The sequence below is a fragment of the Pseudomonas sp. USTB-Z genome, assembly GCF_019691255.1.
In the GTDB taxonomy this organism is placed as follows: domain Bacteria; phylum Pseudomonadota; class Gammaproteobacteria; order Pseudomonadales; family Pseudomonadaceae; genus Aquipseudomonas; species Aquipseudomonas alloputida.
This window is the reverse complement of record NZ_JAECZP010000003.1, coordinates 283646-302589: the sequence shown is the minus strand read 5'-3', so window position 1 is coordinate 302589 and position 18944 is coordinate 283646. Positions and strand designations below refer to the sequence as shown.

Annotated in this window: 27 protein-coding genes; all 27 read left to right on the top strand. The window is 60.8% G+C overall.

The features are described from left to right. Positions 1 to 14 precede the first annotated feature (14 nt). The 27 genes from I8746_RS05410 (at position 15) to I8746_RS05285 (ending at position 18943) form a co-directional block, all read left to right on the top strand. Positions 15 to 872 (top strand): replication protein, encoded by an 858-nt coding sequence (locus tag I8746_RS05410; RefSeq protein ID WP_221100270.1) that lies wholly within the window; start codon positions 15 to 17, stop codon positions 870 to 872. Continuing rightward, entirely contained in the window at positions 862 to 1656 is a 795-nt protein-coding gene (locus tag I8746_RS05405; protein ID WP_088512202.1) for an ATP-binding protein, read from the top strand. The genes I8746_RS05410 and I8746_RS05405 overlap by 11 nt, the downstream gene beginning before the upstream one ends. Further along, positions 1656 to 1952 (top strand): DUF1364 domain-containing protein, encoded by a 297-nt coding sequence (locus tag I8746_RS05400; RefSeq protein ID WP_070096471.1) that lies wholly within the window; start codon positions 1656 to 1658, stop codon positions 1950 to 1952. Before I8746_RS05405 ends, I8746_RS05400 begins: the two co-directional genes overlap by 1 nt. After that, positions 1949 to 2377: a VRR-NUC domain-containing protein gene (locus I8746_RS05395; protein ID WP_221100269.1), complete on the top strand. Its 429-nt coding sequence runs from the start codon at positions 1949 to 1951 to the stop codon at positions 2375 to 2377. Before I8746_RS05400 ends, I8746_RS05395 begins: the two co-directional genes overlap by 4 nt. Next, positions 2374 to 3672 carry a site-specific integrase gene (locus I8746_RS05390; protein WP_221100268.1) on the top strand — a complete coding sequence of 433 codons (1299 nt, stop codon included), beginning with the start codon at positions 2374 to 2376 and terminating at the stop codon, positions 3670 to 3672. Before I8746_RS05395 ends, I8746_RS05390 begins: the two co-directional genes overlap by 4 nt. After that, positions 3669 to 3989, top strand: coding sequence for a hypothetical protein (locus I8746_RS27075; protein ID WP_311044809.1), 321 nt, complete (start codon positions 3669 to 3671; stop codon positions 3987 to 3989). The genes I8746_RS05390 and I8746_RS27075 overlap by 4 nt, the downstream gene beginning before the upstream one ends. Positions 3990 to 4000: 11 nt before the next feature. Further along, the gene (locus I8746_RS05385; protein WP_221100267.1) at positions 4001 to 4687 is read left to right on the top strand and encodes a hypothetical protein; all 687 of its coding nucleotides are present in this window, start codon (positions 4001 to 4003) and stop codon (positions 4685 to 4687) included. A 159-nt stretch (positions 4688 to 4846) separates the two neighbouring features. After that, positions 4847 to 5110, top strand: a complete 264-nt coding sequence (locus I8746_RS05380) for a hypothetical protein (protein ID WP_221100266.1) — start codon at positions 4847 to 4849, stop codon at positions 5108 to 5110. Positions 5111 to 5212: 102 nt separating this feature from the next. Continuing rightward, on the top strand, positions 5213 to 5536 hold the full coding sequence (locus I8746_RS05375; protein WP_221100265.1) for a phage holin, lambda family: 324 nt from the start codon (positions 5213 to 5215) through the stop codon (positions 5534 to 5536). A gap of 60 nt (positions 5537 to 5596) precedes the next feature. Continuing rightward, positions 5597 to 5776 carry a hypothetical protein gene (locus I8746_RS05370; protein ID WP_221100264.1) on the top strand — a complete coding sequence of 60 codons (180 nt, stop codon included), beginning with the start codon at positions 5597 to 5599 and terminating at the stop codon, positions 5774 to 5776. Next, entirely contained in the window at positions 5767 to 6135 is a 369-nt protein-coding gene (locus I8746_RS05365; protein WP_221100263.1) for an HNH endonuclease, read from the top strand. Before I8746_RS05370 ends, I8746_RS05365 begins: the two co-directional genes overlap by 10 nt. 135 nt (positions 6136 to 6270) lie before the next feature. Beyond that, complete coding sequence (locus I8746_RS05360) at positions 6271 to 6750, top strand: phage terminase small subunit P27 family (protein ID WP_108078152.1); 480 nt, start codon at positions 6271 to 6273, stop codon at positions 6748 to 6750. Continuing rightward, positions 6750 to 8477 carry a terminase large subunit gene (locus I8746_RS05355; RefSeq protein ID WP_129932381.1) on the top strand — a complete coding sequence of 576 codons (1728 nt, stop codon included), beginning with the start codon at positions 6750 to 6752 and terminating at the stop codon, positions 8475 to 8477. The genes I8746_RS05360 and I8746_RS05355 overlap by 1 nt, the downstream gene beginning before the upstream one ends. 11 nt (positions 8478 to 8488) lie before the next feature. Then, positions 8489 to 8653: a hypothetical protein gene (locus I8746_RS05350; RefSeq protein WP_010952648.1), complete on the top strand. Its 165-nt coding sequence runs from the start codon at positions 8489 to 8491 to the stop codon at positions 8651 to 8653. Continuing rightward, a complete protein-coding gene (locus tag I8746_RS05345) occupies positions 8646 to 9980 on the top strand; it encodes a phage portal protein (protein ID WP_221100262.1) in 1335 nt (444 codons plus the stop codon). The genes I8746_RS05350 and I8746_RS05345 overlap by 8 nt, the downstream gene beginning before the upstream one ends. Next, positions 9977 to 10678, top strand: a complete 702-nt coding sequence (locus I8746_RS05340; protein ID WP_221100261.1) for an HK97 family phage prohead protease — start codon at positions 9977 to 9979, stop codon at positions 10676 to 10678. Before I8746_RS05345 ends, I8746_RS05340 begins: the two co-directional genes overlap by 4 nt. A gap of 9 nt (positions 10679 to 10687) precedes the next feature. After that, positions 10688 to 11944: a phage major capsid protein gene (locus I8746_RS05335; RefSeq protein WP_221100260.1), complete on the top strand. Its 1257-nt coding sequence runs from the start codon at positions 10688 to 10690 to the stop codon at positions 11942 to 11944. Positions 11945 to 11985: 41 nt separating this feature from the next. Next, the gene (locus tag I8746_RS05330) at positions 11986 to 12210 is read left to right on the top strand and encodes a hypothetical protein (RefSeq protein WP_221100259.1); all 225 of its coding nucleotides are present in this window, start codon (positions 11986 to 11988) and stop codon (positions 12208 to 12210) included. 3 nt (positions 12211 to 12213) lie between these two features. Further along, on the top strand, positions 12214 to 12690 hold the full coding sequence (locus tag I8746_RS05325; RefSeq protein ID WP_221100258.1) for a head-tail connector protein: 477 nt from the start codon (positions 12214 to 12216) through the stop codon (positions 12688 to 12690). After that, a complete protein-coding gene (locus I8746_RS05320; RefSeq protein ID WP_221100293.1) occupies positions 12690 to 13031 on the top strand; it encodes a phage head closure protein in 342 nt (113 codons plus the stop codon). The genes I8746_RS05325 and I8746_RS05320 overlap by 1 nt, the downstream gene beginning before the upstream one ends. Beyond that, positions 13024 to 13509 carry an HK97-gp10 family putative phage morphogenesis protein gene (locus I8746_RS05315; RefSeq protein ID WP_221100257.1) on the top strand — a complete coding sequence of 162 codons (486 nt, stop codon included), beginning with the start codon at positions 13024 to 13026 and terminating at the stop codon, positions 13507 to 13509. Before I8746_RS05320 ends, I8746_RS05315 begins: the two co-directional genes overlap by 8 nt. Further along, entirely contained in the window at positions 13506 to 13874 is a 369-nt protein-coding gene (locus tag I8746_RS05310) for a DUF3168 domain-containing protein (RefSeq protein WP_144180211.1), read from the top strand. Before I8746_RS05315 ends, I8746_RS05310 begins: the two co-directional genes overlap by 4 nt. A 52-nt stretch (positions 13875 to 13926) precedes the next feature. Beyond that, complete coding sequence (locus I8746_RS05305) at positions 13927 to 14442, top strand: phage tail tube protein (RefSeq protein ID WP_144180214.1); 516 nt, start codon at positions 13927 to 13929, stop codon at positions 14440 to 14442. An 8-nt stretch (positions 14443 to 14450) separates the two neighbouring features. Then, entirely contained in the window at positions 14451 to 14927 is a 477-nt protein-coding gene (locus I8746_RS05300) for a phage tail assembly chaperone family protein, TAC (protein ID WP_221100256.1), read from the top strand. Positions 14928 to 15208: 281 nt separating this feature from the next. Next, positions 15209 to 16012 carry a DUF6694 family lipoprotein gene (locus I8746_RS05295; protein ID WP_221100255.1) on the top strand — a complete coding sequence of 268 codons (804 nt, stop codon included), beginning with the start codon at positions 15209 to 15211 and terminating at the stop codon, positions 16010 to 16012. Positions 16013 to 16055: 43 nt separating this feature from the next. Next, complete coding sequence (locus tag I8746_RS05290; protein ID WP_221100254.1) at positions 16056 to 18464, top strand: phage tail tape measure protein; 2409 nt, start codon at positions 16056 to 16058, stop codon at positions 18462 to 18464. Next, positions 18461 to 18943 carry a DUF1833 family protein gene (locus tag I8746_RS05285; RefSeq protein WP_221100253.1) on the top strand — a complete coding sequence of 161 codons (483 nt, stop codon included), beginning with the start codon at positions 18461 to 18463 and terminating at the stop codon, positions 18941 to 18943. The genes I8746_RS05290 and I8746_RS05285 overlap by 4 nt, the downstream gene beginning before the upstream one ends. Position 18944: the final 1 nt, after the last annotated feature.

Here is an 18944-nt window from a genome sequence, read left to right as displayed (position 1 = left end):
GAACGGGTTTAAGCATGACAAACATCGTCCCACTTGACAAGTCCAGGGGGTTCACCCGGATGGACAACCAGCTCATGGATGGCCTGCTGGCTATCGATCTCCCAGCCCGGGAGATGAAGATTGTGCTGTACGTGGCCAAGGTCACCATCAACTTCGGTGCGGGCGCCCAGCGCATCCCGGCTACCGACATCGCGAAAGCCATCCACGCTCACCCAGATACCGTGTCGAAGGCGATTTCCAGCCTGCTGCGCCGAGGCGTGTTGTTCCGCGAGGGTGGTGCCCGTGGCGACATCGGTGTGAATGACCCGAAAGACTGGGTCTATGTCACTGAGCCGAAACAGACCAAAACAGCCGAATCGGCTCAAGTGGTCCGAATCGGCGAAGACTCGAAACAGACCAAAACCGCCGACTCCCTTCTTTATTCTAAGAAAGAAACCCCCTATGTAAATCTTCCTTCGGAAGATGTTACATGCCCCCCCAGTGAATCGGGGCAGTCCCCGGCGAAGGCTGAGCGCAAGGCTCCCTTCGGCAAGGTAGCGATGCTGGCCGACAACCCGCATGACCTGAGCGAGGCGCTGATCGCTGATTACCTAGCTATCCGCAAGGCCAAGCGTGCGCCGCTGACTGCACGCATCTGGTCGGCGCTGAATTCCAAGCTCGAGCGGTGCAAGGCCTTCGGTGTTCAGCCCAGCAAAGCGATGGAGATCGCCATCGAGAGCGGATGGCAAGGTTTCGAAGTGGAATGGGTCACCAAGCGTTTTGCATCCCAATCGCCCGCCCAGGGCAAGCCCAACAGCCGTCACCACGGCTTCAACGACCGCGACTATCACGATGGCCTTATTCCACGGGGGGATGGCTCCTATGCGTTCTGAAAAAGTGGTTCACCTGTCCAGCATTGCCGGCCCGCAGGTCACCTCCATGGCCATGTGCGAAGAGCATGGCCCGTATGAGGCAACGACCCACCAGGTACTCAACCACACCTTTCGTTCCCCATGCCCAGGCTGCAAGGCGGCGCAGGTTGCGAAAAGCCAGGCCGAGGACGTCAAGCGTCAGCGTGTTGACCTCGCCTACAAGCTGGGTGACTCGCTGATTCCAAAGCGATTCAAGGACAAGACCTTCGACAGCTACGCGGTGAGCTGCGACGGCCAGCAAAAGGCCAAAGCGCGCTGCGAACGTTACGCCGCCGAGTTTGATGCCAACCTGGCCGCCGGGCGCTGCCTGATCCTGGTGGGTAACCCGGGCACCGGCAAAACGCATCTTGGCGTGTCTATCGCCCAAGCCGTGATGGCCAATTCCACCCATACGGCTGCCTATCGGACCCTTGGTGGAATCCTGCAGGCCATCCGCGCCACGTTCGATGGCGGTTCCGGCCAGACCGAGGGGAGCATCCTTGACGCATTGATTCGCCCGTCACTGCTGGTTCTCGATGAAGTCGGAGCGAGCAAGGAGGCCCCGAGCGATTTCGAGCTGAGCCGGCTGTTCTCGATCATCAACGGTCGCTACGAGCGGATGCTGCCGACCATCGTGATTTCCAACCTTGGCGCGAAGGAGTTGCCAGCGGCTATGGGCGAGCGATCGGCCGACCGGCTGCGGGAAGGCGGCGGCATCGTCCTGCCGTTCGACTGGGCGTCCCACCGCGGGCGGGAGTCGATCTGATGCGCCAGTCCAAGCTGACCAAGGCCGCGCGCGGGCGTGAGTGCCAGGTGCGCATCCCAGGCGTATGCAACGGCAACCCCGAGACCACCGTACTTGCGCACTACCGCCTGGCGGGCACCTGCGGCGTCGGCAAGAAGCCGCACGACCTGCAAGGCGCCTGGTGCTGCAGCGCTTGTCACGACGCGTGCGACGGACGCAGCCGGGCAGTGGATCGCGACACCGCACGCCGGTACCACGCCGAGGGCGTCATGCGCACCCAGGCGCTGCTGCTCAATGAGGGGGTGCTGATCGCATGAATTCGCCCGCCATTCGCCCGTTCAGGGCCAAGCCGACTCGCGCCAAGCCCGTCGATCGGGAAGGGCAGGAGCAGGCCGCGCTGATGCAGGAGCTGCAACTGCGCTACCCGCAGGCCTACAAGCTGATCTACCACGTCCCGAACGGCGGGCACCGGGTCAAGGCAGTGGCTGCCAAGCTGAAGGGGCAGGGCGTGAAAGCCGGTGTGCCTGACCTGGTGCTGCCCATGGCTCGAGGTGGCTATTTCGGCCTATACATCGAGTTCAAGGCCATGCCGCCCTATGACGCGCCGGTATCTCCGAGCCAGGATGCCTACCTGCAGGCGCTTGCCGATCAGGGCTACCTAGCCATCGTGTGCCGGGGCAACATCGATGCCGTCGAGGCCATCCGCGCCTATCTGCTGCTGCCTGCCACGGTGGCTGCATGAGCGCGACCCGGGAAGTGAAACTGAGCGAGGCCGAAGTGCGCCGGCAGGCCGCCGACAAGTCGGTGCGCGACCTGCGCGACCCGCGTCACCCTGGCCTGTACCTGCGTTTCTGGAGCAACCGTGAGCGCGGCACCTGGCACCTGGTGCGCGGCAAGAAGTGGGTGCCGGTCGCCCGTTGGCCTGACCTGAACGTGGCGGCGGTGATTGCCGAGCTGCCCGCGCTGCGTCAGCGGTTGCTGCGCGATCCGGCCACGGCGCCGGTGGTTTCCGGCATGGCCACCGTGGGGCAGCTGCTTGACTGGTACGGCGATCGGATGGCGCGTGACCGCTCGCTGTCGGCCAAGCGCAAGGCCGGCGCCCGCTCTGCCATTGCCCAGCACTTGAAACCGCGCCTGGATGACGTGGCCTTGGCTGACGTGTCTGCCGATGCGTTGGACAAGCACTTGATGTGGCCGTGCCAGGCCGAGGTGTCGCTGTCCTACCTGCGGCAGATGTTCGCGCTGCTGCTGACCGCCTTCCGCCAGGCACTGCAACTTGGCCTGATCGACCGTAACCCCATGGCCGGGATGCGCTTCAACGACTTCACCAAGGCCAAGATCCTGCCCAAGGCAGCCCGCCTGCGTGATGTGCAACTGCCGGAGCTGATGCAGCAGCTGGCCCAGGCATTCGAGCAGGATCCAGGCGCTGCCATGCTGGCCCTGATGATGCTGGCCCACGGCACCCGGATCGGTGAGACCCGCATGGCGCGCTGGAATGAGATCTCGCTGGCAGCGGCCGAGTGGTTCATCCCCGCCGCCAACGCCAAGACCCGTACCGAGCACCGCCTGCCTCTGACCGCCCAAGTGCAGGCGCTGCTGACTCGGTACCGGGCTATCCAGCAGACCGAGGGCTACGAGGGTGTGTACCTGTTCCCGAATCGCCGGGGCCTGTGCCTGAGCGAGACGCAGGCCAGCAACGTGTTCAAGCGCCTGGGGCAGGGCGAGTGGACCAGTCACGACCTGCGCAAGGTTTCCCGCAGCACCTGGACCGACCTCGGCATCGACGGCCACATCGGCGAGATGCTGCTGAACCACAAGCTGGGCAAGATCGCCAGCACCTACATCCACACCCAGGCCATGCAGCAGCGCCGCGCCGCGCTGGAGAAGTGGCATGCCTGGCTTGATCTGATCGGCTTCGCAGCCATCCACGGCCTTACCAAGGCCTTATTTGAAAATTCGCAGAATTCGCCCGAGGCCACAGCAGCCGTGGCACCGAACGACCGTACCGCATTTGTAATTAGCGAGGATTCAAAGTGACAGGGAAGAGCCATGGCCCTGCCTTCAAGAAGGCTGTGATCAGGTTGGCTCAGTGCCCTTTGTGCCGTGGGAGAGCGGTCACTCAGGGTGTGTTTCACGAACTGCCATGCGACCACTGTAACGCCTCAGGCTTTGTGGCAGCAGCAACTGGTGAGGCCCTGTCCCTGGATGAACTGGTGACCCAGCTCAGCATGAGGCTTCGGGCAGCGCTCCGGCAGATCGAGCAGTTGAAGAGCCCTCAGGCGTCCGGGCCTGAGGCTACATATCAGGGAAGCAACCGGCGCGGCGCCGGCGGCACCAACTACACCGGCGATTGAGGGGGAAGGACATGATCTACAACAGCGTATCGGGTGCAGTCGTCGCCGCTCTGGCGGCAGGGGAGAAAGGCGCTGCGAAAGGCCAGGCATGGCAGAAACTCTACAAGTCGGCGGAAGAGGAGGGTGGTTGCCTGGCTTCGCTAGGCGGCAATTCAGACGGCTTTGACCGGGCTCAGATTGATTACTGGCTGGCTGCGCGCCTCCATCACCTGCTCATTCCCCGCCACTGGAGCGCACTCAATGCGAAGTACGCCACCAGCAAGGCAAATCGGCTGCAGGGCATCACGGCTATCGCGCCGCTGATTGCCAGCCCGGCACCTCAGCTATTCATCTACAAGGCCGTGACCACCTGGGCCATCCCAAAGCTCAAGGGAGCGCGCCGCAAGGGGCCTCGCTCGGTTGTGGTGGATATCCCGCTGGATGCGCCTGAATGGCGCCGAGAAAATCTGGTCAACGCTGCCTTGGCCGCTGGTCAGGCTGAGCGCAAAAAGGCAGAGGCCTTGGCCGAGGATCTGATCATTCTTCCGGGCAGCTTCTACGACATGAACACTTGGGATTTGGACGCTACGCCCGAGCCTACGCGCTACCGCTGGCGTTCCGGGATCAAAGAGAAGCTTGACGGCATGATCAACGACTCTCTGAGGGAGGTTCGGGCGATTCTTGAAGCGGAAGGCCTGCTGATCAAAGACGCCGCATAATTGCCTATTGACATCTGTGAGAGAGTGAGAGAAATTATACCTATCCTGTCATTCCTGCGCGTGTTGAGGAGTGATGTGTAAAAGCCCAGCCACAGAGCTGGGTTTTTTTTTGAGCGCGTGATATTGAACTGCCTCCATGTGTTGATCACGGATGTAGTGATGCGTCGAGATTTGAATAAAGTTAGGCATCTGTTGGAGCTACTTGAGAAGCGTGCAGATGAAAAAGGTATGTCCCGCCAGGCCTTGACAGAATTGTGGAAGGAGTCTGGTAAGAGTGCGGTGCCGCCTCTCGATACCCCCGAGTTTTCTTATTTGATTGCTCGAACAATGGAGGCTGGATTCATCAGTCATGGCAGCCACGGATTCCAGCTCACTTGGAACGGCCATGAGTGGCTTGACCGCAATCGGAAAACAAATTTTTAAGCCTCCTTCCAGTGCTTTGATTATTGCAAAGCTATCACCCGTGAGCCCCGGCATCTGCCGGGGCTTTCTATTTTTTGCTCCCCGAAAAAGGGAGGAATCGAGATGCCAAACATGCCCGAGAAGGATCCTGGCCTGTGGGCCGCTGTGCTCACCTGGGTGATTGCCCATCAGCCCCAGCTTGGCGCCGCCGGCCTGTCCGTTGCGATCGCCGTCCTCCGGGTCGTGTATGGGGGCGGCACCCGCCGCCAGATGTTCTTGGAGGGTGCCCTGTGCGGTCTCATCACCCTGGCCCTGGTGCCGCTGCTCGAATGGATGGGCCTGCCACAGGGTATGGCCACCTTCGCCGGCGGAATGGTCGGGTTCATGGGTGTGGAGAAGCTTCGCGGCTACTCCGATATGTTCCTGTCCCGCAAGGCCCAAGGCTGATGAGTTGCAGCGGATGCGCCGCCCGGCGCGAATGGATCAACAAGTGGATGAAGGTGGCCCGTGAACGAGCAAGCAATCTTTTTGCTCCAGCAGATCCTGGACCAGCAGCAGAAGCAGACAATCCTTCTCGAACAGATCGCGACCCAGAACCTGGCACTGATCGGAGCACTGGCGGATGAGGGCGATGTCGATCCTGATACTCCTCCTCAGACTTACCTGAGTGGTGCGCCATGCCGATGAGACCTCAGCGTCCGTGCCGGGCGTCAGGCTGCAGAGCACTGCACCGCAACGGAAATGGCTACTGCGATGGCCATGCCGACCTGGCTGCAGAGCAGGCCAAGGCTTGGGCGACCCGCAAAGGATCTGGTCGTGGTGGTCGCCCATGGCGTCGCAAGCGTGAACGCATCCTCAAGCGAGATCAGTACCTATGTCGGTGTGACGACTGCACCCAGCTTGGACGCATCCGAGAGGCGCATGAGGTGGACCACATCGTGGCCCTGGCCCACGGTGGCAAGGACGATGACGACAACCTTCGGGCGATCAACCGCGACTGCCACAAGGCGAAGACGCAGCGGGAGTCGAAAACGATCAAAAAATGATCGAAACGAGGCAAATGAGACGAAATCTCGTTGGAGGGAAGGGGGAGGGTCAAAAGTTCAGGCCCTTTCGCCCGGACACCGCGCCCTCAATCGTTTTTTTACACCCGCGAAATATAAAGTTTAGTGGAGGCGCCGATGCCAGGGGTTGCCGGGCGCTCCGGCCGTCGCCCAAAACCCACGGCCCAGAAGGCGTTGGCCGGCAATCCCGGCAAGCGCAAGCTGAACAAGGACGAACCAGATTTTGCCCTCGTGACCAACGTTGACGCGCCCGAATGGCTGTGTGAACACGCCACCCGGGTATGGGAAATGCTGGTTCCGGAATTGCTCCGGGCAAAGGTTCTTGCCTTGACCGACATGCACAACGTCGAGGCGTTCTGTTCTGCCTACGGTAACTGGCGAAGAGCACAGGAATCGGTTATCGCCCACGGCATCGTGGTGGCTGGAGCCACCGGCGGGCCGGTGAAAAACCCGGCGCTCACTGCAGCTAACGAAGCGATGCGCCAGATGGTCACCTTCGGTTCCATGCTGGGTCTGGACCCGGCCAGCCGCACGCGGATCATCGGCGGCAACAAGCAGAAATCCACCAACGAGTTCGCAGCCCTACTGAGTTCCTGATGGCCAGAGCCAAGTACACCAACGTCGACAAGGCGATGGCGTGGGCAAAGTCCGTCCTCAAAGGAAAGTTTCCCGCTTGCCGATTCATCCACCAGGCGATCGAGCGGCACTTCGATGACGTAGCGGCTAGCCGATCGAAGGATTACCCGTACAAGTTCGACCCGGCCAAGGCTGAGAAAAAGCTGCGGCTCATGCAGCTGCTGCCTCACACCAAGGGCGAATGGGCGTTCAAGCGACAGCTGATCACCCTGGAGCCTTGGCAGCTCTTCGGCCTGGCCTGCACCTTCGGCTGGGTCCGGAAGAAGGGCGGGTACCGGCGCTTCCGCGAGAGCTACTGGGAAGTGCCGCGCAAGAACGGCAAATCGGTGATTGCGGCCGGCGTCGGCATCAGCATGTTCACTGCCGACAACGAGTTCGGCGCCGAGGTCTACTCCGGTGCGACCACCGAGAAACAGGCGTGGGAGGTGTTCCGTCCTGCAAGGTTGATGGTCAGTCGCTCCCCGATGCTGATCGAGGCAGCAGGCATCGAGGTCAACGCCTCGAACCTGAACATCCCGTCCAACGGCAGCCGCTTCGAGCCGTTGATCGGCAACCCCGGTGATGGTGCATCGCCGTCCTGCGCGATCATCGACGAATACCATGAGCACGATAGCGCGGCCCAGTACGACACGATGCTCACCGGCATGGGCGCACGCCGCCAGCCGTTGATGTTCATCATCACCACAGCCGGCGCGAATATTGAGGGTCCGTGCTACGACAAGCGGCGCCAGGTCATCGAGATGCTCAACGGCACCGTCCCCGACGACGAGCTGTTCGGCTACATCTGGACGCTCGACGACGGCGACGACTGGACCGACCCGAAGAACCTGGCCAAGGCCAACCCCTGCATGGGAGTGTCCGTGTTCCAGGAGTACCTGGAGAGCCAGCTGGCCAGGGCGATCCGCTCGGCGCGCTTCACCAACACGTTCAAGACCAAGCACTTGAACCTGTGGGTGAGCGCCAAGTCCGGCTTCTTCAACATGGAGAGCTGGAAAGCCTGCGAGGACAAGACGCTCACGCTTGAACAGTTTGAGGGCCAGGAATGGGTTGCCGGCTTCGACCTAGCGCGGAAGCTGGACATGAACTCCAGGGCCAGGCTGTTCTGGCGTGAGGTCGATGGGAAAATCCACTATTACAGTGTTGGGCCTGCGTTCTGGGTGCCGGAAGACACGGCCAATGACGTAGACAACAAGCGAATGTCAGAGCGCTTCCAAGCCTGGGTCAACACTGGCCATCTGATCGCCACGCCCGGTGCCGAGGTCGATTACCGCGAAATCCTCGAGGACACCAAGGACGCCAACAAGCTGGCCCCGATCAGGGAGAGCCCGATCGACCCGCACGGAGCCACTGGTCTGAGCCATGACCTGGACGACGAGGGCTTCAACCCGATCACCATCACCCAGAACTACACCAACATGTCCGACGGCATGAAGGAGCTGGAGGCAGCAATTGAGGCGGGCCGCTTCCACCACGACGGCAATCCGATCATGACCTGGTGTATCGGCAACGTGATTGGCAAGAACCTGCCGGGTAACGATGACGTGGTGCGACCAATCAAGCAGGGCGAAGACAACAAGATCGACGGCGCCGTGGCACTGATCATGGCTGTTGGATCGGTTCTGCGCCTGGCTGCCGAAGGCTCTGGCGGCTTCGACAACTTCTTCGCCAACCCTATCGTGGTTGGCTAATGGGACAACCTATGAAAACTGGCCTGATCATCTTTCTGGTGCTTGCCGCCGGCGGCTTGCTGCTGGGCGTTGCTGGCGTATATGTGCTGGCCGGCCTGGGTTACGCGCTGCTGGCCGCTGCCGGTTCGCTACTGGTAGCCGCGGGCTTCATTCGCAAGGGGTTGATCGGTGGCTAAATCACTCACGCAGATCCTCGGCCAGGCCTTGGTGAAGTCGGCCGAGCCGGGAGTGGCTTCGAGCCTGGCTGGATGGGCTGGCCGCAAGATTGGCCTCACCGACTCCGCGTTCTGGAACACGTACTACGGCACCGATTCAGCGTCGGGAAAGGTGGTCAGTCAGCAGACGGCGCTGCAGCTCTCGACGGTGTGGGCTTGCGTGCGCTTGATCGCCGAGACCATTGCAACGCTGCCGATCGCTCTGTATGAGGACAAGAACGGCGCGCCGGTGGTGGCCAGCTCCCACCCGGTCAACTTCGTCATCAGCCAGCAGCCGAACGCCGATCAAACCCCAGTGGAATTCTGGGAGAACGTCCTGGCCAGCTTGTTGCTGCAGGGGAACGCCTTCTGCGAGCCTCACCAGAGGGGCCGCACGCTGACCAGCCTGGAATTTCTATTACCGCAGAACATGTCGCCACCGCGGCGCTTGGCCGATGGCTCGATCGAGTACCGCTACACCGACAACTTTGGCAAGCCTCACACGTTGACCGAGGATCAGATGGTGCACGTGCGAGCCTTCGGCGTTGACCCGCTTTGCGGCCTGTCGCCTCTGGCCTACGGGCGACAGGTGCTGGGCTCGGCCATGGCGGCTGATGAGTCGGCGGCCAAGATGTTTGCCAACGGCATGAAGCTGGGCGGCGTCCTGTCCACGGACCAGATCCTCAAGCCGGAACAGCGGAAGGATATCCGCGAGGACATGATCAAGCAGTTCTCAGGCGCGACGAACCACGGCAAGACGATGGTTCTCGAAGCGGGCATGAAGTACCAGCAGGTATCCATGACGCCTGAGGATGCCCAGATGCTGCAGACCAGGGCGTTCAACGTCGAGGAGATTTGCCGCTGGTTCCGCGTGCCGCCGTGGATGGTCGGGCACACACAGAACTCCACCAGCTGGGGCACCGGCATGGAGCAGCAGATGATCGGCTTCCTATCCTTCACCCTGCTGCCGTGGATCAAACGCATCGAGATGTGCGCCAACCGGCGTCTGCTGCGCCCTGACGAACGTCGCCGCTTCTACGTGAAGTTCAACCCGGAAGGGCTGCTGCGCATGGACAGCGCGGCGCGGGCGGCCTTCTACAGCTCCATGACGCAGAACGGTATCTACTCGCGAGACGACTGCCGGATCAAAGAAAACCTGCCACCGCAGGGCGGTAACGCCGCGAAGCTCACCGTGCAATCCAACATGCTGCCGATCGACAAGCTGGGTGAAGACCCCGACGGTGCCAACCAGGCCAAGTCGGCGCTGCTCGACTGGCTCAATGACCAGCCAAGAGGTAATACCCCATGAGGCACAAGGATCGACTGGCGGCGGTCAAGTACCGCTCTTTCGACTATGACGTGAAGGCTGTCGGTGACGACGGCCTTTTTTCTGGCTACGGCTCGGTGTTCGGCGTCGTCGATAGCTACAACGAGGTAGTCGCGCCTGGCGCCTTCCTGGAGTCGATCGAGGACGCCAAGGCCAAGTCGCGAACCTTCCCGGTGCTCTGGCAGCACCGCACCGGCGAGCCAATCGGTAGCTGGGAAATCAGCAGCATGAAGGAAGACGACCGGGGTCTGTTCGGCGCCGGGGAGCTCTGGTTGCAGGACGCCCCGTATGCGCGTATCGCCTACCGTGGCATGCAGACCCGTTCGATCACCGGCCTTTCGATTGGCTATTACGTCCGCGAATCGAGCTTTGACGAGAAGACTCGGATCCGAACGCTGACCAAGCTAGACCTGATCGAGATCTCCATCGTCACCGTGCCCGCCAACGACGAGGCGCGCACCGACACCATCAAGTCGAAATTGGCCCATGGCGGCCTGCCTTCGATGCCCGAATTTGAGTTGCTCCTGCGCGAGGCAGGCTTCTCGAAATCTCAGTCCACGGTGATTGCCAACCGCGGGCTGCAGCACCTGCTCCGGAGCGAGTCCGAGGGCGACCTGGCAGCAATCGAAATCGTTGAGGCGTTGAAATCGCGCCCAGCACTTTCTCTCCCATCGTTTTGAGGATTCATCATGCATAACGCCATGAGCAACCAGGCTCGCTCCGAACACCGCCAGTTCCAGCGCAAGGAGCACGCCGAAGACAAGCTGCAACTGAAAGCGGTCAACGACCTGCTCGATGAGCGCGACAAAGAGATCAAGGCGTTCGCCGCCAAGGCCACCGAAGAAATCAAGTCGCACGGCACCATCCTGGCCGACACCAAGACCATCCTCGATGGCCTGGTGAAGGACGGCTTGGGCCTGCAGGACCGCCTGCAAGAGATCGAGCAGAAGATGGCCCGCCGCTTCTCCGCCAATGATCCAGTCGATTTCAAGTCGGCTGGCGAGGAGCTGACCGAGTGCGACGACTTCAAGTCGCTGCAAACTCGCGGTCGCGGCATCGTTCGCGTAGGTCGCAAGGCCGTGACCAACATCACCAGCGCTACCACCGGGACCGGTGGCGTCGGCGTGGCGATCCAGCCGACCCGGGTACCCGGCATCGTGGTGGGCCCAGAGCGTGAATTCACCATTCGCGACTTGATCATGCCAGGCCGCACCGGCTCGAACGCGGTCGAGTTCGTGCAGGAAACCGGCTTCCAGAACATGGCCGCGCCGCAGGCGGGTGAGGGCGCCGCGAAGGCCCAGTCCGATCTGTCCTTTGGCCTGAAGACTACCAACGTCATCACCATTGCCCACTGGTTCCGCGCTTCCAAGCAGGTGCTGTCGGACATCCCGCTGCTGCAGAGCTATATCAACGGCCGTGCGATCTACGGCCTGAAGTACAAGGAAGAGGAGCAGCTGCTGGCCGGCGACGGCACCGGGCAGAACCTCCTGGGCCTGATCCCGCAGGCTACCGCGTTCAACGAGGCGCTGCGCAAGGCCGGTGACACCAAGATCGACACCCTGCGCCGCGCGATCTTGCAGGTGCGCGTTGCCGAGTACCGCGCTTCGGCCATCGCGTTGAACCCGGTGGACTGGGCCGACATCGAGCTGACCAAGGATGCCAATGGCTCCTACATCTGGGTGAACGTCCAAGAAGGGGGCGTGCAGCGCCTGTGGAAGCTGCCGGTGGTGGACAGCAACGCGGTGCCAGAAGGCGAGTTCTTGGTTGGCGCGATGAACATCGCGGCCCAGGTGTTCGACCGCGAGGAGGCGGCTGTCGAGGTCTCCACCGAGGACGGTGACAACTTCCGCACCAACATGGTCACCATCCGTGCCGAGGAGCGCTTGGCTTTGGCGGTGTATCGCCCTGAGTCGTTCGTGCACGGCGAATTCGAACCCACCCCGTAATCAGCTCAGGAGTGCGCCCGGGAAACCGGGCGTGACCGCGCATGCCAGACATCAAAGTCAAAACCATCAAGGGCTTCAACAACGGTGGTGCTTACGTTAAGCGCAACCAAGAAATTACCGTCGACGAGCTGCGTGCTCGCGACTTGCTGCGCAATGGCCTTATCGAGGAGTACGACGTGAAGAAATCCGCGGAGCCCGAGAACAAGAAGGCGCCGGAGCCGGCCAACAAGGGCGGCAAGGGTACGGCCACCAAAGCCAAGGAGTGATCCATGTCTGTGATCGCCATCGACCTGGCCATGCATCACCTGCTGGCTGAACCTGAAGACCAGGTGCTGGTCCAGGCGCAGCTCGATGCGGCGGAGGAGGCGGCCATGCAGTTCCTCAACCGCCGCTTCTACCTCGACCAGGTGGCGCTCGACGAAGCCCGCGCCGGCGTCTCTGCTGCCCTGCAACTAGCCAAGGAGGCGAACGCAGCCGCGCTCGATGCCGCTGAGGCGGAACAGGACCACGCCATGCGCTGCCGGCTGTTCGAGCACGCGCGCAAGGCCCTGGCGGATGCCTACGACGTGGCGGATTCCATCGCCTACGGCATGGTGCTTAACCCCGCCATCCAGGCGGCTTGCCTGCTCAAGCTTGGCCACCTGTTCGCCAATCGCGAGGAGGTCGTCACCGGCACCATTGCGACCGAGTTGCCGCTGGCTTCTCAGCATCTGCTGATGCCCTACCGCATCCGGATGGGTGTGTGATGCAGGCCGGCAAGCTACGGCACCGGATCGACATCGAGGAGTTCATCGCCGTCCGCGACGAAGAAAGCGGTGAGTTCGGTGAGCCTGACTGGGTGTCGAAGTGGCCAAGGTGCCCGGCCCGGGTTGAGCCGTTATCAGCTCGCGATCTGGTAGCGGCGAAGGCGGCCCAGTCCGAAGCCACGGCGCGTATGGTGATCCGGTATCGCCAAGGCGTGCTGCCCTCTATGCGCATCATCTACCGCGGCGAGGTGTACAGCATCGAAGGCCCGCCCCTAGAAGACGATAAGTCAGGTCAGGAATACCTCACCATCCTCGTGTCGAAAGGGGTGAAAGATGGCTGACAACGTCGAGTTCAGCATCACCGGCTTGGATAGCCTGCTGGGGAAGATGGACTCGGTCAGCTACGACGTTCGCCGCAAGGGTGGTCGTGCCGCATTGCGCAAGGCCGCGCAGGTGGTGATGCAGAAGGCCAAGGAAGGCGCCGAGCGGATCGACGACAAGGCAACCGGCCGCTCGATCTCTGACAACATCGCCCTGCGCTGGAACGGCAAGTTGTTTAAGCAGACCGGAGACCTCGGCTTCCGGATCGGTGTGCTGCACGGCGCCGTGCTCAAAGACGGCGGCGACCTCAGTCCGAACTCGCCCACGCCGCACTGGCGTCTGATCGAATTCGGGACTGAGAACATGGCCGCTGTGCCGTTCATGCGGCCTGCGCTTGCCGACAGCATCAGCGAGGCCACCAGCACCTTCGTCACCGAGTACGAGAAGGCGATAGACCGCGCCATCCGGCGCGCTGCGAAGAAGGCCGTATCCAAATGACTGCCCCCATTTTTGAAGTGTGCTCCCGGGCTGCAGGTGTGACTGCATTGCTCGGTGTCGGCGCTGCGCTGCGGCTGTATTCCTTTGGAGAGGCTCCAGAGGGTGTGGCTAAGCCATATGCGGTCTGGCAGCTGGTGAACGGCAGCCCGGAGAACTACCTGGCTGGCCGCCCAGATGTAGACGGGTTCTCGTTGCAGATCGATGTGTATGGCACCACCGGCACCTCGGTTCGCAAAGTTCGCGATGCGATTCGCGATGCCATTGAGCTGCGCGCCAATGTCACACGCTGGGGTGGCGAGGCGCGCGACCCCACCACAAAGAATTATCGAACCAGCTTCGACGTGGACTGGATAGTCCGCCGCTGAGCAAACCCGGCCCGCCGAGTGCGGGCTTTTCTTTGTCCGACAGGAGACAACCATGTCGATTTTGACCCAAGGCACGCAGGTGTTCGTGCTGGATAAGCCCACCCCTACGGGACCGATGGCAGTGCTCGAGGTTGAGTGCGCCACGGCCTTCAACCCTGGCGGAAACCCGGCGGACTCCATCGAGGACACCTGCCTCAAGGACAAGGATCGAACCTACAAAAAGGGATTGCGTACCCCGGGCCAGGCCGCCTTGACCGTGAATGCTGACCCGGCCAACGCCAGCCATGTGCGACTGCACCAGCTGTCCGAGTCGGACGCTGACACCAAGCAGAAGTGGGCCATTGGTTGGTCCGATGGGCCGGTTGATGCAGATGGTGAGCCGACCTCGCTGCCAACGGTCAACACCGCTGGTGATGACTTCGAACTGCCGACTAACCGCACCTGGTACATCTTCGAAGGCTACGTGTCGGACTTCCCGTTCGACTTTGCCGCGAACTCTGTCGTGAGCACGGCCGCCACTATCCAGCGCTCTGGCCGTGGCGTCTGGATTCCAAAGTCGACAAGCTGAGGTAACCCATGAAGTTGACACTCGACGCGCTGAAAAGCGCTGGCTCCTTCACTGGTCGCCCAGTGGAAAAGAAGATCAAGTGGCGCCAGAACGGCACCGACTTTGATGCAACCGTATTCGTTCGTCCACTCGGCTACCAGACTGCCGTGAGCGATGTGCTCTCGTTCAACGGAAAGCAGGACAGTATTGCCGGCAAGATCGCGGCCTCGATCTGCGACGAAGAGGGCAATCCGGTGTTCAGCAGCCCCATGGACATTACCCATGGCCCGCTTGATCCGGTCGAGCTCGCGAAAGATCCGAAAAGCACCAAGCGTATGGGCTCACTTGATGGTGCGCTTTCGGTAGCGCTGCTCTTCGCTATCCAGGAGGTCAATGACCTGGGAAAGACGACGAGCTCACCGAACTCGACGAAATCTGGCACGAGCTCGTCCTCTCCGGCGTCGGTGGGCCGACGATCGCGCAAGCCAAAGAATCCCTCAGCCTGAGCGAGTTCCGGTCCTGGGTGAGGTTTCGCCGGCGCCGCGGCTCCTTGCACCTTGGTATGCGCATCGAGCGATCCGTGGCTGTGCTCGCGGCGTTGACGGCCAATCTTCATCGAGACCCACAGAAGCGCCCGTCGCCCTACACAGTTGCGGACTTTGCTCCGCATGACCACGACGACCGGGAAATCACACTCGTAGAGGCGATGAGCTCCTGGGGCTGATCGGGTTCTACACGGTGGCGGCACTTTGATATGCTCCGGCGTTTTCAATGTGAGGGAATACAGATGCGCCGTGTGCTTGCTTTAGCAGTATTGTGTGGAGCTTTGTCGGGGTGCGGCGAGCCCAAGATCGATGGTAGCTCTGAGGAGGCTTTCAAAAAGTCCATTGACAAGATCTCCCAGAGCCTTCCTGTAGCAGAAAGAAGTAAGTTTACCTCTGACATAATGTATCTCGCTATGCAGGGCGTGGACTTCAAAGACGTTATGAGTGGTCGGACAAACGCTGAAGATATTGCCACTGAAATGCGTACATCTCTTGGTGGTAAGGGCGCGAAGGAGGTTTCTGCTGAGGCCGATCGCGTTCGAGCGGAAAGAGCTGAGCGTGAGCGTCAACAGGCTCTCTCGGAAATTCTAGAACTCGAAAAGAAAAAGGCAGATTCTGATAAAGCTGCAGAACAGTTGAAAAAGTTTGAAGTGCTTAAGTCCAGATTCTACAAGCGGACAGAAGAGTATAGCTATCGTGAGAAGCCCATCATTGAGGTTTCCATCAAGAACGGGACAGGACAAGCTGTATCCAGAGCTTACTTCAAAGGTACGATCGCTTCTCCGGGACGATCTGTTCCTTGGCTTGTCGAGAGCTTCAATTACGAAATCTCGGGTGGTGTTGAACCAGGGGAAGCGCAGAGCTGGTCTCTCGCACCCAATCAATTTAGTAAGTGGGGCGACGTTGATCCTCCGAAAGACGCAATGTTCACGGTTGAGGTTGTTCGCCTAGACGGAGCTGATAACGAACCTTTATTCGGATCAGGCCAGTTTGACGAGCGAGACGCCGCAAGATTGGAGTCTCTAAAAAAACAGTACCCAAACTAAGTTAAACCCGCTTCGGCGGGTTTTTTTATGCCCGGAGAAAAAGATGGCATCTAGATCACTGGGCACCCTGACTCTCGATGTTATTGCCAAAGTTGGTGGTTTTGTAGAGGGCCTTGATAAGGCTGGCAGAAGCTCATCAAACTGGCGGAAGGATGTAGAGAAAAACGCTAAAGCAGTTGGCACGGCAATCGGTGCTGCAGTCGCTGCTGGTGTAACGGCGCTTGCTGCTTTCACGGTTTCAACGGTATCAGCGGCCAGTGAGATCAGCCGCCTATCGGCAGTCGCGGGAAGCAATACCGACGAGTTTCAGCGATATGCGGCTGGCGCGAAGGCAGTAGGCATTGAGTCGGACAAGTTCGCCGACATCCTCAAGGATGTGAACGACAAGGTTGGCGATTTCCTGCTGAACGGTGGGGGGGAGCTGCAAGACTTCTTCAAGACTATCGCGCCGAAGGTTGGTGTCACCGCCGAACAGTTCCGCAACCTCTCCGGGCCGCAGGCTCTGCAGCTCTTTGCAACCAGTCTCGAGAAGGCCGGCCTTAGTCAGGCCGAAATGACCCAGCAGATGGAATCGCTGGCGAACGACGCCACGTTGCTCCTGCCGTTACTCCGCGACAACGGAGCAGGATTCAACGTCCTGGGCGATGCGGCCGAGAAAGCCGGCGCGATCATGGATCAGAAGACCATCGCTGCGACGCAGAACCTTGCAGCTGCTGGTTGGCTGGCTCAGCAATCCATGGCCGGCATCAAAAACCAGCTCGCCTCGGCATTGATGCCTACGCTGAGTGGCTATTCGGACATCCTATTCGACCTGAGCCAGGATACGGAGACGATGACGGCGCTGTCGGACGGCCTGCGCGTGGTGATGGACTTCGGCGCGAAGACTGCCCTGGCCCTGGCATATGCCGTTGAGCTCACCGGCAAATCCATCTCCGGGTTAGTGGACATCGTCGGTGGTTCGTTAGAGGGCGTCGACCTGTCGAAACCGCTCGAGGCCATCGACAAGATCAAGGAGAACTCGTCAAGGCTTGCTGGCGATGTCGGCAAGGACTTGGACAAGCTGGACGAGCGTTACAACAAGCTTTGGGTACGTGTTGACCAGGCTGGCTCATCCGGGCAAGCGAGTGGAAAGATCAAGGAAATTGCTGGGGCGCTTGCCCTGGTGAACAAGGAAGGCGCCAAGGGCACGTTCAAGGCACCGACTGCCGAAGCTCTGGCTGCGGCAAAGGCGGCAGAGCAGGCCGCCAAGAAGCTGCAGGGTCAATTCGATACTGCGGAAGAGGGCTACAAGCGACAGATCGCCCTAATCAACACCGAGACCGACAAGCGCAAGGAGGCCACCGAGGTTGCCAAGCTACAGTTTGAACTGGAGTCTGGAAACCTCGCCGGGCTGAGCGCCAAGCAGCAGGAGCGCCTGAAGGGCCTGGCCGCTGAGCTGGACCAGCTGAAAAAGTTGAAGCAGGCCAAGGAGGATGACAAGGCGGTCGCCGGGTTTGATGCCAGCGTGAAGAGGCAGCTGGACATTGACCAGCGCGCACTGGATGCGCCGCTGCTGAATGCCTACAGCAGCGACGAGATGAAGCAGCGCGCCCTGGACATGCTGGCGATCGAGCAGGACTACCAGGACCAGCTTGAGGATCTTCGTCAGCGGCATGAAGCCGGCGATGTGTCGGATTCGGCGTACGAACGCGAGAACGACATCCTCGAAAAAGCCTTGGAAAAACGCCGGGCCATGCAGGAGAAGTACTACGAGGACATCGACAAACTTCAGCTCAACGGTACGGCCGGCTTCCTCAGCGGCTTTGCCACCCAGGCCGAAGCGGCGATGGACCTTTATGGCAGCATGCAGCAGGTCGGCGCCGATACCTTGGCCAACCTGACGGATGCTGTCACTGAGTGGGCCGAGACTGGAAAGCTCGATGTCGAGGGCTTTGCCTCAACGTTCATTCAATCCATGGGCAACGCGCTTCTATCCTTCGCCGCCGCGCAGGTAGCCATGGCTGCCCTGAACGCCTTTGTTTCCATGATCGGCGTTCCCTTCGTGGGTCCAGCGATTGCACCTGGTGCTGCAATCGCCGCCGCCGGCGCCGCTGGTGTGCTCATGTCCGCTGTTGGCGCCTCGCTGGATGGCCAGGCGCACGACGGCATCGATTACGTGCCGGCTGATGGCACCTGGAACCTGAAGAAGGGCGAACGGGTTACCACCGCCGAAACCAGCGCGAAGCTTGACCGCACATTGGATAGCGTGGCGAAAAACTCGAATCAGCCTGGGGCTCTGAAGATCATCAACAATGGCCCGCCGGTGCGGGCGCGTCGCGAAATGTCCGAGGGCGAACTGGCAGTGATCCTTGATGCAGCTGAGGACAGGATCGCCAGAGGGTTCGCCCGCGGTACAGGCAAGGTCAGTCGCGCCGCCGGGGCGGCCTACGGCTTGAGGAGGGACCCGAAATGACGGCGCTTGAAGTTGTTTACGCCTCGGGTGGGGATGACATAGTTCCAACGCTGGAGATTTCCTGCCCTGCCTGGGCCAAGACGCTTTACCTAGTGCAGGACTTCGAAGACTTCCGGGCCACGACCGAAGCTGGCAAAACAGTCACGTTCCTGGCCTCGGCCATCGACGTGGCGTTGCCAGCCAAGGACAACAGCGGTGCACAGACGCTGACCTTCGTTATCGACAACGTAACGGGTGAAGCGCAGCAACTGATCGATGCATCACTCGAAGCCGAGGCCAGGGTCACCATCGTTTACCGCGAGTACCTGTACAGCATTCCCGGCGAGCCCGCTGACAGGCCATACCGGATGACATCGTTCGGCGGGACCATGGATGGACCTACGATCCAGATCGAGGCCGGCTATTACGACCTGATCAACATGATGTGGAACAGGTTCCGCTACACCACCGATTTCGCTCCAGCACTGACCTACCAGTAGC